This is a genomic window from Nocardioides daeguensis (genome assembly GCF_019192965.1).
Classification (GTDB): Bacteria; Actinomycetota; Actinomycetes; order Propionibacteriales; family Nocardioidaceae; genus Nocardioides; species Nocardioides daeguensis.
The window spans coordinates 78,035-93,230 of sequence record NZ_JAHTKU010000005.1 but is presented as its reverse complement, the minus strand read 5'-3'; the positions used below and the strand labels follow the sequence as shown (position 1 = coordinate 93,230).

General features: G+C 72.2%; 15 protein-coding genes. 5 read left to right on the top strand and 10 right to left on the bottom strand.

Annotated features, from left to right (window positions below; translation table 11 throughout):
- Positions 1-26 precede the first annotated feature (26 nt).
- The 4 genes from KU893_RS04990 to KU893_RS04975 form a co-directional block, all read right to left on the bottom strand.
- A complete protein-coding gene (locus KU893_RS04990) occupies positions 27-779 on the bottom strand; it encodes an ABC transporter permease (RefSeq protein WP_257440864.1) in 753 nt (250 codons plus the stop codon).
- Entirely contained in the window at positions 776-1,804 is a 1,029-nt protein-coding gene (locus KU893_RS04985) for an ATP-binding cassette domain-containing protein (RefSeq protein ID WP_218233244.1), read from the bottom strand. The genes KU893_RS04990 and KU893_RS04985 overlap by 4 nt, the downstream gene beginning before the upstream one ends.
- Before the next feature lie 134 nt (positions 1,805-1,938).
- Positions 1,939-2,568: a PadR family transcriptional regulator gene (locus KU893_RS04980; RefSeq protein WP_246591936.1), complete on the bottom strand. Its 630-nt coding sequence runs from the start codon at positions 2,566-2,568 to the stop codon at positions 1,939-1,941.
- Positions 2,569-2,577: 9 nt separating this feature from the next.
- Positions 2,578-5,361 carry a helix-turn-helix transcriptional regulator gene (locus KU893_RS04975; RefSeq protein ID WP_218233243.1) on the bottom strand — a complete coding sequence of 928 codons (2,784 nt, stop codon included), beginning with the start codon at positions 5,359-5,361 and terminating at the stop codon, positions 2,578-2,580.
- 83 nt (positions 5,362-5,444) lie between these two features.
- Between KU893_RS04975 and KU893_RS04970 the strand changes: the two genes are divergently transcribed.
- Together KU893_RS04970 and KU893_RS04965 are read left to right on the top strand one after the other, a co-directional pair.
- Entirely contained in the window at positions 5,445-6,014 is a 570-nt protein-coding gene (locus KU893_RS04970) for a hypothetical protein (protein ID WP_218233242.1), read from the top strand.
- Positions 6,015-6,100: 86 nt separating this feature from the next.
- Complete coding sequence (locus KU893_RS04965; RefSeq protein ID WP_218233241.1) at positions 6,101-7,246, top strand: acyl-CoA dehydrogenase family protein; 1,146 nt, start codon at positions 6,101-6,103, stop codon at positions 7,244-7,246.
- Positions 7,247-7,374: 128 nt separating this feature from the next.
- Here the strand turns inward: KU893_RS04965 and KU893_RS04960 are convergent, their stop codons facing one another.
- The gene (locus KU893_RS04960; protein ID WP_218233387.1) at positions 7,375-7,875 is read right to left on the bottom strand and encodes a hypothetical protein; all 501 of its coding nucleotides are present in this window, start codon (positions 7,873-7,875) and stop codon (positions 7,375-7,377) included.
- A 13-nt stretch (positions 7,876-7,888) separates the two neighbouring features.
- Entirely contained in the window at positions 7,889-8,320 is a 432-nt protein-coding gene (locus KU893_RS22555; RefSeq protein ID WP_246591934.1) for a hypothetical protein, read from the bottom strand.
- A gap of 162 nt (positions 8,321-8,482) precedes the next feature.
- Between KU893_RS22555 and KU893_RS22550 the strand changes: the two genes are divergently transcribed.
- Entirely contained in the window at positions 8,483-9,229 is a 747-nt protein-coding gene (locus KU893_RS22550; protein WP_308167179.1) for a VIT1/CCC1 transporter family protein, read from the top strand.
- Entirely contained in the window at positions 9,229-9,786 is a 558-nt protein-coding gene (thpR, locus tag KU893_RS04950) for an RNA 2',3'-cyclic phosphodiesterase (RefSeq protein ID WP_218233239.1), read from the top strand. The genes KU893_RS22550 and thpR overlap by 1 nt, the downstream gene beginning before the upstream one ends.
- A 139-nt stretch (positions 9,787-9,925) precedes the next feature.
- Here the strand turns inward: thpR and pntB are convergent, their stop codons facing one another.
- From pntB to upp, 4 genes are all read right to left on the bottom strand, one after another.
- Complete coding sequence (gene pntB, locus KU893_RS04945; protein ID WP_218233238.1) at positions 9,926-11,350, bottom strand: Re/Si-specific NAD(P)(+) transhydrogenase subunit beta; 1,425 nt, start codon at positions 11,348-11,350, stop codon at positions 9,926-9,928.
- 3 nt (positions 11,351-11,353) lie between these two features.
- Entirely contained in the window at positions 11,354-12,898 is a 1,545-nt protein-coding gene (locus KU893_RS04940; RefSeq protein WP_218233371.1) for a Re/Si-specific NAD(P)(+) transhydrogenase subunit alpha, read from the bottom strand.
- 147 nt (positions 12,899-13,045) lie between these two features.
- On the bottom strand, positions 13,046-13,702 hold the full coding sequence (locus tag KU893_RS04935) for a hypothetical protein (protein ID WP_218233237.1): 657 nt from the start codon (positions 13,700-13,702) through the stop codon (positions 13,046-13,048).
- A gap of 73 nt (positions 13,703-13,775) precedes the next feature.
- Positions 13,776-14,420, bottom strand: a complete 645-nt coding sequence (upp, locus tag KU893_RS04930; protein ID WP_218233236.1) for a uracil phosphoribosyltransferase — start codon at positions 14,418-14,420, stop codon at positions 13,776-13,778.
- Between the two features lie 96 nt (positions 14,421-14,516).
- Between upp and KU893_RS04925 the strand changes: the two genes are divergently transcribed.
- Positions 14,517-15,170 carry a class F sortase gene (locus KU893_RS04925; protein WP_218233235.1) on the top strand — a complete coding sequence of 218 codons (654 nt, stop codon included), beginning with the start codon at positions 14,517-14,519 and terminating at the stop codon, positions 15,168-15,170.
- The last annotated feature ends 26 nt before the right edge of the window (positions 15,171-15,196 follow it).

Below are 15,196 nucleotides of genomic sequence, written 5' to 3'. Positions count from 1 at the left end.
GCGCCGACCTGGACCGCCGGCGACCCTCAGGCGTTCTCCTTCTTGAACACCGACGTGCCCCACCACACCGCGAGTCCGAACAGGGCGACCGTCCAACCGACGCCCCACAGCATCGAGGCGTCGAAGTCGCCGAAGAAGGCCGCGCGGACGGCGTCGACGACGTGGCGGATCGGCATGAAGTCGCTGAGTCGTTCCAGCCAGCCGGCGCCGAAGCTCATCGGCAGCAGGATCCCGCTGAGCAGCAGCACGGGCATCATCACGACGTTGATGATCGGCGCCATCACGTCCTCGCTCTTGGTGGTGAGCGCGAGGGCGTTGGAGGCGGCGGCACAGGCCCCGCCGAGCATGAGGGTGAGGACGACGCCGACCACGATGCCGCCGAACGAGGCGTCCATGCCCATGACCAGGCCGAGGGCGACGAGGATGACGGCCTGCACGAACAGCTGGAGCAGGTCGCGGTAGAGCCGGCCGAACAGCAGCGCCGAGCGGTGGGCGGGCGTGACCCGCTCGGCCTCGATGACACCCTCGCGCCACTCGCCGATGAGGGAGAAGCCGGCGAAGAAGGCGCCGAAGATGCCGAGCTGGACGAGCATGCCGGGCACGAACCAGGTGTACTTGTTGCCGCCGAGCTGGGCGATCACCGGCTCGAGCAGTGGCCCGAAGAGCAGCAGGTAGAGAACCGGCTGCAGCATGCCGATGATCACCCACGCCGGGTTGCGCAGGTTCATCCGCAGCTGGCGGTTGAAGACGATCCAGGACTCGCGGAAGAACGTGGTCACGCGCGGGCTCCTTCGGTCGGTACGTCGGCGGCGGGGGCGTTTGGACTCGGGGTCGCCTCGGCGGCGGCCTCGGCGTCGCGCAGCGAGCGGCCGGTCAGGGTGAGGAAGACGTCGTCGAGGGTGGGGCGGACCACCTCGATCGACTCGAGGCCGACCCCGGAGTTCTCCAGGTCGCGCAGCAGGCCGGGCACGGCCTTGCCGGCCCGGGCGACCCGGCCCCGGACGTGGTGGCCGTCGACCTCGACGTCGCTGCTGATCGAGCCGAGCTTGTCGCGGGCGATCACGACCTGCTCGTCGGTGGAGACCTCGAGGTCGACCAGGTCGCCGGCGACGGCGGCCTTGAGGTTGTCGGCGGTGTCGCTGGCGACGATCTCGCCGCGGTCGATGATCACGATCCGGTCGGCCAGGGCGTCGGCCTCGTCGAGGTAGTGGGTCGTGAGGAAGACGGTCGCGCCCTGCTTGGCCCTCAGGTCGGCGATGTGCTGCCACAGGTTGATCCGCGCCTGGGGGTCGAGACCGGTCGTCGGCTCGTCGAGGAACACCAGCGACGGCGAGTGGATGAGCGCCATCGCGATGTCGAGGCGCCGCTTCTGCCCGCCCGACATGTTCTTCGGCATCCGCCGCCACAGGCCCTCGAGCTGGAGCTTGTCGAAGAGTTCCTGGCCCTTGGCGACGGCGGCCTTCTTCGACATCCCGTAGAGCATCCCGTGGTCGACGACCTCGTCACCGGCGTAGGCGCCGGAGAAGGTCGAGCCGACCTGCGAGCAGTAGCCGATGCTGCGTCGTACGTCGACCGCCTGGGTGGCGACGTCGAAGCCGGCCACGCTCGCCGTCCCGGCCGTCGGCTTGAGCAGCGTGGTCAGGATCCGCAGCGTGGTGGTCTTGCCGGCGCCGTTGGGCCCGAGGAAGCCGACGACCTCGCCCTCCTCGACGTCGAGGTCGACGCCCCGCACCGCGTGGACCTCCTTCTTCTGCTTGCCCTGTCCGCTGTGGAAGGTCTGCACGAGTCCTCGTGCACGGATCATCGTCGTATCCCCTCGTCGTCAAGGTTGAACACTCGGAGTATTCAATGTTGAACACCGGTTCGTCAAACGGGTTCTCCGAGAACGACAGCACCGGCCACCGACATTCATCGGTGGCGGGGTCGAACCGTGCAGGGTCAGCCGCCGAGAAGCGCCCGGTAGCGCTCGCGGTCGGCGTTCATCTGCCACCCGGGGTCGTCGGCCGGCGGCGCCCAGGTGGACGCGTCGAGCGCGAGCCGGCCGGCCTCCAGGTCCTCGATGGTCTCGCGCAGCCAGGCCAGCTCGGCGACGGCGAGGTCGAGCCACATCGTCATGGTGCGCAGGGCGTGGGGCGGGGCCGCGTCCGGCGCCGGCGGCGCGGCGAGGCGGGCGACGACCTCCTCGAGCGCGCCCCGCCGCCGGACCAGCGAGCGCAGGGCACGGTCCGGCGGGACCAACGGCAGCAGGCCGAACGCCGCGCTGAAGCCCTTGCGGTCGACGACGCTGACCTCCTCGAGGCCGGCGGTGACCAGGCGCTCCAGCTCGGTGCGGCCATCCGGGGTGGACTCGTAGACCGCCACCTCGCGGCCGCCGTCCTCGAGGTCGTGGCGGACCAGGAAGCCCTGCCTGGTCAGCGTGGCGAGGCCGTTGTAGATCGAGCCCGGGTTGAGGTTGGCCCAGTCGTCGACGCTCCACGACAGCAGCTCGCGCCGGATCTGGTAGCCGTTGACCGGCTCGAACAGCGCGACGGCCCCCAGCAGCAGCATCCGGGTGTCGTGGGCGGCCATGGCCGGATTCTAGGAGTCGGGCGCGGCGGCGAGGAGGGCGGCGAGGCCGTCGCGCCCGACGCCGAGCTTGCGGTACGCGCGGGAGAGGTGCACCTCGACGGTCTTGGTGCTGAGGAACAGCCGCTGCGCGATCTCGCGGTTGCGCAGCCCGGAGGCGGCCAGCTCGACCACGCGGCGCTCGGCGGAGGTGAGCGCCGCGACGCCGCTCACCTCGATCCGGCCGGCCCGGCCGCCGGCCAGGGCGAGCTCGGTGGTCGCCCGCTCGGTGAGCACGGCCGCGCCGAGGCGGTGGGCGAGCTCGCGACCGATCCGCAGCTGCTCGCGGCCCTCCGCCCGCTGCCCGGTACGACGGAGCGCGGCTCCCAGCGCGACCCGGGACCGGGCCTCCTGGAGCCGGGCCTGGGAGCCGGTGAGGACCTCGACCGAGCGCTCCAGCAGAGCGATCCCGTCGGTGGCCGCGACCTCCCCGGCGATCCGCAGCGCCTGGCCGAGCATGCTGGGGGCCGCCTTCTGCTCGGCGACGGCCAGCTCGGTGGCCGTGAGCTCGCGCGCCTCGTCGACCCGGCCGAGCGCCCACAGGCTCTCGATGGCGACGGCCCGCCAGCCGCACCAGGTGGGCGAGTCCATGTCGAGCTCGGCCAGTCGATCGGCGCACATCCGCAGCGAGCTGAGGGCGCCCTCGTGGTCGCCGATCGCGGCGCGGACCTGGCCCCGCGCGCGGAGCAGGTGGATGCCGGTCGCGTGGTTGCGGTCGACGGCGACCTCCTCGGGGACCTGCGCGAGCGCTGCCACCGCCTCGGACAGCCGACCCTGCGCGAGCAGCGCCTCCGCCAGGCCCGCGGCGGCCATCAGCCGGACCAGCTGACCACCGGGGACGACCTCCGCGTGGCGCAGCGCCTCGGCGAAGTCGGTGCCGCTGTCGTCGAGACGCCCGGCCCACAGGTGCGCCCAGCCCCGGGTCACGGAGGCGGCGGCGTAGAGGGGGACCGAGCCCTCGCGGGCCGCGAGCTCGAGGCCCTGCGCGCAGAGCTCGGCCGCGGCGTCGTACTCCCCGGAGCAGGCCAGGTGGATGCGGGCGAGCGACCAGGCGAACGGGCTGGCCAGTTGCTCGGGTGTCGCGCCGTCGCCGATCGCGCGGCGGGCCAGCTCGCCGGCCTTCGCGATCGGCGCGAGCGTGGCGTTGGCGACCGAGGCCTGGTGGATCAGGAGCAGCCGCTCGCCGGGGGTGGTGCCGACGAGCTCACCGTGCGCGGCCAGGCGGGCGCGGGCGCTCTCGAAACGACCGGGCACCGAGATCTCTGCGGCGACGAGCGCCGCCTCGACGACCAGTGTCAGGTCGCCGTGCTCGGGCCCGAGGTGGGCCAGGGCGCCCTCGAGGACCGGCACGGAGCGCTCGTAGAACCCGCCGACGTGGTACGCCGTCGCGAGCCCCAGCGCGCAGTGCGCCCGCAGCACGGGATCGGTGACGCCGCGGCCCGCGCGCTCGAGCGTCGTCACCGACGCCGGGTCGCCGGCGTGCAGCTCGGCCGTTCCGAGCTCGACGAGCAGGCCCGGGAGCTCGCTGGCCGGGGGCGGCTCGGCCACCGCCCGGCGGAGCAGGTCGACGGCGGCCTGGGGCGCGCCGTCGGCGATCGCCGCGCGGGCCGCGGTCCGCAGCAGCGCGGCCGCCCACGGGTCCGCGATGCCCTCGGCCTCGAGCAGGTGGCCGGCGGCCGGATGGACGCCGTCGGGCTCGTCCGCGAGGACCCGGGCGGCCCGGCGGTGCAGGTCGTCGCGGGTGGCGGCGCCGGTCGCAGCGGCCACCGCGCTCCGGAGCAGCGCGTGCCGGAAGCCGAGCTGCCGCTCGGTGGCGAGCAGCCCCGCGTCGCGCAGCCGGTCCGCGGCGATGCCGGCCCTCTCCGGTGTCAGGTCGGCGAGGTCGGCGGCGATGCGGAGCGGAGCGGTCTCGAGCACGGCGACGGCGCGGGCGAGCGCCTGCTCCGCCGTACCGAGGGCGGTGAGGCGTTGCACGACGGTGTCGACGACGGTGCGGGGGACGAGCGAGCGCACGTCGGTCGTCCCGATCAGCTCGGCGAGGGCGGTGACCAGGAACGGGTTGCCGCCCGTGACGTCGGCGCAGGCCGCGGCGAGCTCGTCGCTGATCCCGGCGTGGCCCAGGTCGGCCAGGCAGGAGCGGACGCCGGCCGCGCTGAGGGGCTCGAGGTCGAGCCGGGTCGACCCCGCCACTAGCGCCGCCAGGGCGGGGCTGCGGCGCTCCGGCGAGATGTCGCGGGCCGCGACGACCAGCAGCACCGGCAGCTCGTCGGCCCGGCTCAGCAGATGCTGGCAGAACACCAGGGATGCCTCGTCCGCCCAGTGCGCGTCGTCGACGGCGAGCACCAGCGGGCCGTCGGCGGCGAGCCCGTCGAGCAGCCAGTACAGGCTGTTGAGCATCACCGACGCGTCGCCGACCGGCTCGCCGCGGTGCAGCACCAGGTCGACCGCCGCGCTGGCCGCGCCGTGCGCGATCCCGTCGAGACCGTCGAGCGCGACCGGCGCGAGCGAGGTGAGGACGCGGCCTAACAGGTGTCGGACGACGCCGTACGGCGCGTGCGCCTCGAGCTCGCCCGCCGCCGCGCGCAGCACCCGCAGGTCACCGGCCTCGCTCAGCACCGAGTCGAGCAGCGAGGTCTTGCCGACCCCGGCCGGGCCGAGCAGGCAGAGCGCGCCACCGTTCCCGGCGCGCAGCCGATCGAGGGCAGCGCCGGCCTGTGCGCGGCTCGCCTCCCGCTCGACGAGTCGACCGCTGGGCACGGAGGAAGCGTAATGCCGACGAGCCACAGCATTGGGGTCATTCCCTGATGCGAGCGCCCGGCGGGGCGTGACTGGATGGGGCCGTGACCTCTGCCCTGCGCCGCCTCGCCCCCGCCCTGCTCCTGCTGCTCGCGACCACCGCCTGCGGCTCCGACGACGGTGGAGCGAAGGCAGCCGAGCCCGACCCGGCCCCGACCAGTGCCGCGACCAGCGCCCCGACCAGTGACGTGACCGGCGCCCCGACCAGCGCCGGGCTGGCCGACCCGGATGCGCGTCTCGACTTCGCGGTGGTCGAGACCGCGACCGCCGACCTGACCAGCGACAACCCGTCGTGCGCGGTCGTGAAGTGGAGCCCCAACGAGACCGGCGCCCCGAGCCAGGTCGACTTCCGTCAGCTCGACTGCTACGGCGACCAGGACGCCGTCGACATCGGGCTCCCGGCGCTGCTTCAGACCATCATCTGGGTCGAGATGCCATCGGCGGACGAGGCCCGGGCCTACGCCCAGGACAACCTGTACGAGGACAAGCAGGCGCTCGTCGCCGGCCCGACGGCCCTGGTCGTCAACGGCCTGTGGGGCGAGCGGGGCACCGCGCTGTACGCCGAGGTGCAGGCTGCCTGTGGCTGCGGCGAGTTGGTCTCCGCCGCCTCCTGATCGTGTCCGGCGACCAACGCCGCGGCGGGCTTTGTTGTGCTCGGGGACAACGACCGCCGATGTGACCCGCGAGTAGAGTCGCCGGCATGAAGCGTGAGATCTACGACGAGGACCACGAGGCTTTCCGCGCATCCGTCAAGGAGTTCGTGGACCGCTCGGTGCTGCCGCACGCGGAGGAGCACATCAAGGCCAAGGCGCTGCCGCGCGAGTTCTGGCTCGAGGCCGGCAAGCAGGGCCTGCTCGGCCTGTGCATCCCCGAGGAGTACGGCGGCTCCGACGCCGGCGACTACCGGTTCAACGCCGTCCTCCAGGAGGAGCTCGCCAAGGCCGGCGCGGCGTACCCGACCTGCCACGGCATCCACGCCGACATCACCGCGCCGTACATCGTCGAGCTCGGCACCGAGGAGCAGAAGCAGCGTTGGCTCCCGGGCGTCGCGTCCGGCGAGATCCTGCTCGGCATCGGCATGACCGAGCCCTCCGGCGGCTCCGACCTCGCCGCGCTCAAGACCACCGCGGTGCGTGACGGCGACTCGTGGATCATCAACGGCTCCAAGACCTTCATCACCAACGGCTACTCCGGCGACCTGTTCGTCACCGCCGTGCGCACCGACCCGGAGAAGGGGCCCAAGGGCATCACCCTCTTCGGCATCGAGGCCACGATGGAGGGCTTCTCGCGCGGCCGCAAGCTCGACAAGGTCGGCATGGAGGAGTCCGACACCGCCGAGCTGTTCTTCGAGAACCTGCGCGTCACCGACGCCGAGATCATCGGCGAGCTCAACATGGGCTTCATCCACATGATGCAGAAGCTCCCGCAGGAGCGCCTCGGCTGCGCGGTCGCCAACATCGCGCACGCCAAGCAGATCCTCGAGGAGACGGTGCAGTACGCCAAGGAGCGCCAGGCCTTCGGCGCCCCGATCGGCACCTTCCAGCACAACAAGTTCCTGCTCGCCGACCTGGTCACCCGGATCGAGGCCGCCGAGGCCTACATCGACAAGTGCGTCCTCAACCACTCCCAGGGCACGCTCACCGCGATCGACGCCGCCAAGGCCAAGTGGTTCTCCTCGCAGGTGCAGTCCGAGGTGCTCGACCACTGCGTCCAGCTCCACGGCGGCTACGGCTTCATGAACGAGTACCGCGTGGCCCGCGCCTGGCGCGACGCCCGGGTCACCAAGATCTGGGCCGGCTCCAACGAGATCATGAAGGAGCTCATCGGCCGCGACCTCGGCCTCTGAGCCCGAACGTCCGGCTGGCTGCATGGATCCCCGGACATCCGGGGATCCATGCGCTTGTCGGGGGTTGCAACCCCTGACCAGCGCAGGGAACGCCCTCCCGGTGGTGCGCGAGTGACGCCTGGGACGCCTCACTCCTGCGTCGTACGCCGCGCGCCGGGTGCCCCGGGGCCCGGTACCGACCCGGGCGGCGGTGGTCCCAGCTGGCCGGTCCGGATCCAGTCGACTGCGAAGTCGAGGGGGTCGGCGGGGTCGACCATCACCGCCAGCCTCGCCTCGGGCTGGAACCGTCCCAGGTGCATCCCTGCGACGACCTGGTCGCAGGTGACGACGTACGCCTCGGTGCCGTCGGCGCGCTCCACCCGCGCCTGCACCCGCAGCACCGGCGACATCCCCGCGTAGCTGCCGACCTGCTGGGCCGCCATCACCACCGCGATCGCGGGCAGCCCCGACCCGTTGGTCAGCTCGAGGTGGCGCGCCATCCGCAGGCCGAGCTCGGTGTTGTCGGCGGCCTCCCGCATCCGGTTCGGGATGTCCGCGAGCTGCCCGACGTACGACGACGGGCGGCCCTGCTTCTCGAGGTACTCCTTGTTGGCGCGGGTCATCCGCTGCCAGTCGCGGAACAGGCCCACGGCCAGGCTCCGTTCAGTAGCCGAGGAACCGGCGGAACTGCTGCCCGACCGCCTGGGACTGGCCCATCCGCGCGATCCAGCCGTCGAGCGCGGCCTTGGTGTCCGCGGCGGTGAGGCCGCGCTCCTGGGCGAGGGCGATCATCCCGGCCTCGTCGGTCACCCCGCGGGCCTGTGCCTCACGGGAGAGGTCGGCGTAGTCCTGCAGCGAGATGCCGTTGATCGGCTCCCAGATCGGGTCGTCCTCCGCGACGGAGCGGGTGGACGGTCCGCCGAACGCCGCCGGGTCGACGGGACCCGCACCCTCGACGTGCACGTAGCCCGGCTGCTGGCCCGGCTGTTGTCCCGCCTGCTGCTGGGCGGCGGCCGCCTGAGCCTGTTGCCCAGCTTGCTGGGCCGCCTGCTGGGCGGCCCCCATCGCGTCCTTCGCCTTGCTGAAGAGTCCCACGGTGCTGCTCCTGTCCGGCCGCCCGGGCGGCCCTCGATCCCGCTTCCCCCAGCCTTTGCGAGCGTAGGTCGGGATCGGCGTCGCCGACAGGGGCCACGGCGAGTCTTTACCCTGGCGCGAGGTCGGTCGCGCACCGCATCACCCGTCGGGGATGATGGAGGCGTGACCGAGGTGAACCAGGCCGCCGACGCGGCAGACGTCCCGGTGGGACCGCACGACGACGAGCCGCACCAGCAGGGCTTCAACAGCCGACTCAACTGGTTGCGCGCGGGCGTGCTCGGCGCCAACGACGGCATCGTGTCGACCGCGGGCCTCGTGCTCGGCGTCGCGGGTGCGACGACCGACCGCACAGCCATCCTGGTGGCCGGCGTCGCGGGCCTGGCAGCCGGCGCGATGAGCATGGCCGCCGGCGAGTACGTCTCGGTCAGCACCCAGCGCGACTCCGAGGAGGCGCTGCTGGCCAAGGAGCGCCGCGAGCTGCTCGAGACGCCCGAGGAGGAGCTCGCCGAGCTGGCCGGTCTCTACGTCGACAAGGGCCTCGACCCCGACCTCGCGCTGCAGGTCGCCGAGCAGCTGACCGAGCACGACGCCCTCGCCGCGCACGCGGAGGTCGAGCTCGGCATCGACCCGGAGGACCTCACCAGCCCCTGGGGTGCCGCGGTGGCCTCGATGCTGTCGTTCACCCTCGGTGCCCTGCTGCCGCTGCTGACCATCGTGCTCGTCGCCGCCGGCGCGCGGGTTCCGGTCACCGTCGCGGCGGTCGTGGCGGCGCTGAGCCTGACCGGGTGGCTGAGTGCGAGGTTCGGCTTCGGCTCGGCGCGGACCGCCGTCGTGCGCAACGTCGTGGGAAGTCTGCTCGCCATGGCGGTCACCTACGGCATCGGTCAGCTGGTCGGCACCCAGGTCTGATGGTCCGGGTCTTCGCCGCCGTGGCGCCTCCCCCGGAGGCGGTGGCGCACCTCGACGACTTCCTCGAGCCCCGTCGCGCGGCCGGCGACTTCCGCTGGACCCGCCCCGAGCAGCTCCACCTCACCCTCGCCTTCATGGCCGAGGCACCCGACCACCGCGTCGACCTGTACGTCGACCGGTTGGCCGAGTCCCTCGACGGACTCGCCTCGGTCGAGCTGTCCCTGGCGGGTGCCGTGGTGTTCCCCAACGTCGCGCAGGGCCGGGTGCTCGCCACCGGGGTGACCGGCGGTGACGAGGTCCTCGTGGCCGCCTCCACCCGGGCGCGCAATGCCGCTGTCGCCTGCGGGATCGAGGTCGACGGCCAGCGCTTCCGGCCCCACGTCACGCTTGCCCGCACCGGCGGCCGCCCGACCGAGATGACCAGCTGGGTGCGCCTGCTGGAGACCTATGCGGGACCGGCCTGGCCGCTCGAGTCGATCTCGGTCATCGCGTCCCACCTCGGGGAGGGCCCGCGCCGGACGCCGCGCTACGAGCCGCTCGCCGAGATCCTGCTGTAACACGCTGTCCACCCGACCACCCGGCCGTTCTCAGCACGCGTCAGGCGTGTCGTACGGCGTGTCGCGACGTGGACGGCGTGTTACATGCCGAAGGGCCGGCCCCGCGGTGCGGAGCCGGCCCTTCGTCGTACGACTGGTGTCAGCCGAGTGCCTTGACGATGTCCTCGACGCGGTCTTTGGCGTCGCCGAACAGCATCTGGCTGTTCTCGCGGAAGAACAGCGGGTTCTGCACGCCGGCGTAGCCGGCGGCCATGGAGCGCTTGAAGACGATGACGTCCTTGGCGTTCCAGACCTCCAGGACCGGCATGCCCGCGATGGGCGAGGACGGGTCCTCCGACGCGGCCGGGTTGACCGTGTCGTTGGCGCCGATGACCAGCACGACGTCGGTGTCACCGAAGTCGTCGTTGATCTCGTCCATCTCGAGCACGATGTCGTAGGGCAGCTTGGCCTCGGCGAGCAGCACGTTCATGTGCCCGGGGAGGCGACCCGCGACCGGGTGGATGCCGAAGCGCACGTCGACGCCCTTGGCCCGCAGCTTCGCGGTCAGGTCGGCGACGGGGTACTGCGCCTGCGCCACGGCCATGCCGTAGCCGGGGGTGATCACCACCGAGGACGCGCCGGAGAGGAGCTCGGCCACGGCGTCGGCCTGGATCTCGCGGTGCTCGCCGTAGTCCTTGTCCTCGGCCGGGCCGGCCTCGATGCCGAAGCCGCCGGCGATGACGGAGATGAACGAGCGGTTCATCGCCTTGCACATGATGTAGGACAGGTAGGCACCGGAGGAGCCGACCAGGGCGCCGGTGACGATGAGCAGGTCGTTGCCGAGCAGGAAGCCCGAGGCGGCCGCGGCCCAACCGGAGTACGAGTTGAGCATCGACACCACGACCGGCATGTCGCCGCCGCCGATGGAGGCGACCAGGTGCCAGCCCAGCGCGAGCGCCAGGACGGTGAGCACGCCCAGCAGGATGTCGGCCGAGGTGTTGTCGTGGGTGTCCAGCGAGACGTAGACCGCGGTCAGGATCGCGAACAGCACCAGCGAGCCGACGTTGATGAGGTTCTTGCCCGGCAGCATGAGCGGGGCGGACTTCATCTTCGCCGACAGCTTCAGGTTGGCCACGATGGAGCCGGTGAAGGTGACGGCACCGATGAAGATGCCGATCGCGACCTCGGCCTCGTGGATGTTGACCAGGCTGTCCATCGACTCGTGGGAGCCGAGGATGTGCCCGTTCCATCCGATGGCGACGGCCGCGAGGCCGACGAACGAGTGCAGCATGGCGATGAGCTCGGGCATGCCGGTCATCTCGACGATCTTGGCGCGCCACAGGCCGATCGCGGCGCCGACGGCGACGGCGGCCAGCATCAGGGCGATGACCAGGCCACGGTTGTCGACGAAGTCGCTGCCGTCGATCACCGCGGCCACGGTCGCGACCAGGGCGACGGCCATGCCGACGATGCCGAAGGTCAGGCCGTTCTTGGCCGACTCGTGCTTCGAGAGGCCCGCCAGCGAGAGGATGAACAGCAGTGCGGCGACGATGTACGCCGCGCCGGTGATGGAGAGGATGTCCATGGATCAGGCTCCCTTGCTGAACATCGAGAGCATGCGGCGCGTGACCGCGAACCCACCGAACACGTTGATCGAGGCCAGCAGGATCGCGACCAGCGACAGGCCCAGCACGAGGTTGTCGTTGCTCGGCACCTGCAGCAGCGCACCGACGACCACGACACCGGAGATGGCGTTGGTGACCGACATCAGCGGCGTGTGCAGCGCGTGCGCGACCTTGCCGATGACGTAGTAGCCGATCACGATCGAGAGCATCAGCACCGTGAAGTGGCGACGCAGCTCGTCGGTCGGAGCCAGCGCGTTGACCAGCCAGAACAGGCCGATCCCGCCCAGCACCAGACCGACCTTGGTGCCCGCCGCCATCGGCGCCTTGGGCTCCTTGACCGGTGCCGGGGCAGCGGCCGCGGCCGCGGGGGCAGCCGAGACCGTCACGGCCGGCGGCGGCCACATGCCCTCGCCGTTGTGCACGACCGTGATGCCGCGCTGCACGACGTCGTCGAAGTCCAGGCCCAGCTGGCCGTCCTTCTCCGGGGTCAGCAGCTTGAGCAGGTTGACGATGTTGGTGCCGTACAGCTGCGAGGTCTGCGCGGCCAGGCGTCCGGCGAGGTCGGTGTAGCCGAGGATCGTGACGCCGTTGGCGGTGACGACCTTCTGGTCGGCCACGGTGCCGGCGGCGTTGCCGCCGTTGGCGGCGGCCATGTCGACGATCACCGAGCCGTTGCGCATGCCGGCCACGGTCTCGGCGGTGAGCAGGGACGGAGCCGGGCGTCCGGGGATCAGCGCGGTCGTGATGACGATGTCGGCGGCACGCGCCTCCTCGTCGTACATCGCGGCGGTCGCGGCGACCTGCGCGGCGGACATCTCCTTGGCGTAGCCGTCGGAGGAGACCTCCTGCTCCATGTCGACGTGGACGAACTGCGCACCCATCGACTCGACCTGCTCGGCGACCTCGGGACGCACGTCGAACGCACGCACGACGGCACCCATCGCCGAGGCCGCACCGATCGCGGCGAGGCCGGCGACACCGGCACCCACGACGAACACGCGGGCCGGCGGGATCTTGCCGGCGGCGGTGACCTGGCCGGTGAACATCCGGCCGAACTCGTGCGCGGCCTCGACCACGGCGCGGTAGCCCGCGACGTTCGCCATCGAGGACAGCACGTCCATCGACTGCGCGCGCGAGATCCGCGGCACGGCGTCCATGGCCAGGGCCGTGACGCCCTGGGCCTGGAGCTTCTCGAGCAGCTCGGGACTGCGACCCGGCGCCATCATCGAGATGATCGTGGCGCCCTTGCGCAGCCGGCCGATCTCCTCGTCGGAGGGGGCGTTGACCTTGACCACGACGTCGGCGGCCCACACCTCCTGCGTCGTCCCGACCCGCACCTTGGCGTCGTCGAGCCCCGTGAACGCGCTGTCGGGCTGGTCGGCGAGGTCGCCGGCGCCCGACTCGACGATCACGTCGTAGCCGAGGTTGGTCAGTTGGGTTACGGTCTTTGCGGTCGCCGCGACCAGGGTTTCACCCTGTTTCGACTCGCGCGGGATGCCGATCAGCATCGAGCCTCCAGCCATTCTGTGGATACAGCGCGAGCCAAGTTACACAGGCCTCACCCCCTCACGGGGGCCGTCTTACGTGTGACGTACGTCTATACGTCTAGGCGTCACCCGGTTGCGCTCGGCGGGCTGGAGAGGACGGCAGCCGTCCTAGTCGTCGAGCTCCGGCTCGTCGGCGTCGTCCGCGGCGTCGTCGGAGTCGTCGCCGCCGTGGTGGGAGCCGCACCGGTCGTCACCGGCGGCGCTGCTGTCGTCGCTGTCGTCGCTGCTGTCGTCCGTCTCGTCGCCGTCGAGGACCCCGTCGTCGTCGGAGTCGGAGTCGTCCGCGGCGTACCCGTGGTCGTTCTCGTCCTCGTCGTCGATGAGGTCGCCGTCGGTGTCGTCGTCGTCGGCGTTGCAGGTCTCGCGGGTGTCGTCCTCGTCCTCGTTCGCCACCCCGTCGTGGTCGCTGTCCTCGTCGCCGTCGAGCACGCCGTCGCGGTCGGAGTCGGAGCTCAGCAGGCGGGTGGACCGGGTGTGGTCGTGGACCTCGTCGCCGTCGTCCTGGCCGTCGCCGTCGGTGTCCTCGTCGGTTGGGTCCGAGTGCCGGCGGAACTCGGCCAGGTTGGTCAGCCCGTCGTGGTCGGCGTCCTTGCCGGCGTCGGCCCGGCGCGGGTCGAGGCCGTTGCGCGCCTCCCAGCGGTTCGGCATGCCGTCGCCGTCACGGTCCCGGGCGGCGTACGCCGGGCCGGTGAGGACGGTGGCCGCCAAGGCGACTGCTGCGACGGCGCCGGTCGCGGCGATCCGGACGAAGGGGTTGCGGGTCATGGCTGCCTCCAGTTCGCGGGGTGAGGTCCCCGCGGACTCCATCGGCGCGCCCGGATCCCGCCTGAGCGGTCGGTCAGCCCGCGGCGATGCCGTACATCCGGTCACCGGCGTCGCCGAGGCCCGGGACGATGTAGCCCTTCTCGTTGAGCCGCTCGTCCATCGCCGCGGTCACGATCGTCACCGGGATCTCCAGGTCGCCGAGCTCCTGCTCGAGCCGCGCGCAGCCCTCGGGGGCGGCGAGCAGGCACACGGCGGTGATGTGGTCGGCACCGCGGTCGACCAGGAACCGGATCGCTGCGGCGAGGGTGCCACCGGTCGCGAGCATCGGGTCGACGACGTAGCACTGGCGGCCGGACAGGTCCTCCGGCAGGCGCTCGGCGTACGTCGTCGCCGCCAGCGTCTCCTCGTTGCGGACCATGCCCAAGAAGCCCACCTCGGCCGTCGGCAGCAGCCGGACCATGCCGTCGAGCATGCCGAGGCCCGCCCGAAGGATCGGTACGACGAGCGGGCGCGGGGCCGCCAGCCGGATGCCGGTGGTCGGGGCGACCGGCGTCTCGATCTCGGTCGGCTCGACCCGGACGTCGCGGGTGGCCTCGTAGGCCAGCAGGGTCACCAGCTCGTCGGCCAGCGCCCGGAAGGTCGGGGAGTCGGTCTCCTTGTTGCGGAGCACGGTCAGCTTGTGGGCGACGAGGGGGTGATCCACGACCAGGGTGCGCATGGCGGGAGCCTAGACGCTCGCCCGGCGCTGACTATGATCCTCTCTGCGGCTCGGGTCAGATCATCCGGTGGTAGGCGCGTCGTCAGGGGGCGATCCGTGGACTTGCGCAACGGCATGGGGGACATCGTGAGCCGCCGACGTGCTCCGGGCAGAGCCAGGAGCCGGGTACGCCGGCGGGCTGCGGCCGTCGTGCTCGCGGTCGCGCTGACCGGGGCCACGGTCCCCGCAGCGGACGCGGGGCCCGCGCCCCGCGCCGGTGGCGCACGTCCGTGCGTGACGCCGGCCCGCGCGTTCAACCCGACCACGGCCACCATCCCCGCGATCGGCCGGTCGGTGGGCGTGCTCCGCGTGCGCCGTACCCCGTCGGGCGCGGTCGGCGCGCCTCCGGTCTCGGACCGCGGGAAGTGGCTGATGAGTCGCGACCCGCAGCGACGCCCGGGCGGCCGCAAGGGCACCGTGATCATGGCCGCCCACACCTGGCCCGACGGCACGGCGCTCGGCAACGCCTTGCTCGGCTCGCTGCAGGCGGGCGACCTGCTGGTGCTCGGCAGCCGGGGCGGGAAGGTGGCCGCCTGCTACCAGGTCACCCGGCGCAGGGAGTACGCCGTCAACCGGGTGCCGCGCCGCAAGGCGCTCCGGTCCGGGGGGCCGGAGCGGGTGGTGATCATCGTCTGCTCCGGTACGCGGCTCGGTCCGGGCCGGTGGACCCACCGGACCCTCTGGTACGCCACCCCGGTCCCCGACCGATGAGCGGTGCGGGCGAGGAAACCCTCTGG

Excerpts from the sequence above, each read along its gene's own strand:
- KU893_RS04985 (WP_218233244.1), bottom strand. The coding sequence starts at position 1,804 with ATGATCCGTGCACGAGGACTCGTGCAGACCTTCCACAGCGGACAGGGC.
- KU893_RS04980 (WP_246591936.1), bottom strand. The coding sequence starts at position 2,568 with ATGGCCGCCCACGACACCCGGATGCTGCTGCTGGGGGCCGTCGCGCTG.
- KU893_RS04965 (WP_218233241.1), top strand. The coding sequence starts at position 6,101 with ATGAAGCGTGAGATCTACGACGAGGACCACGAGGCTTTCCGCGCATCC.
- thpR (WP_218233239.1), top strand. The coding sequence starts at position 9,229 with ATGGTCCGGGTCTTCGCCGCCGTGGCGCCTCCCCCGGAGGCGGTGGCG.
- pntB (WP_218233238.1), bottom strand. The coding sequence starts at position 11,350 with ATGGACATCCTCTCCATCACCGGCGCGGCGTACATCGTCGCCGCACTG.
- KU893_RS04940 (WP_218233371.1), bottom strand. The coding sequence starts at position 12,898 with ATGCTGATCGGCATCCCGCGCGAGTCGAAACAGGGTGAAACCCTGGTC.
- KU893_RS04935 (WP_218233237.1), bottom strand. The coding sequence starts at position 13,702 with ATGACCCGCAACCCCTTCGTCCGGATCGCCGCGACCGGCGCCGTCGCA.
- upp (WP_218233236.1), bottom strand. The coding sequence starts at position 14,420 with ATGCGCACCCTGGTCGTGGATCACCCCCTCGTCGCCCACAAGCTGACC.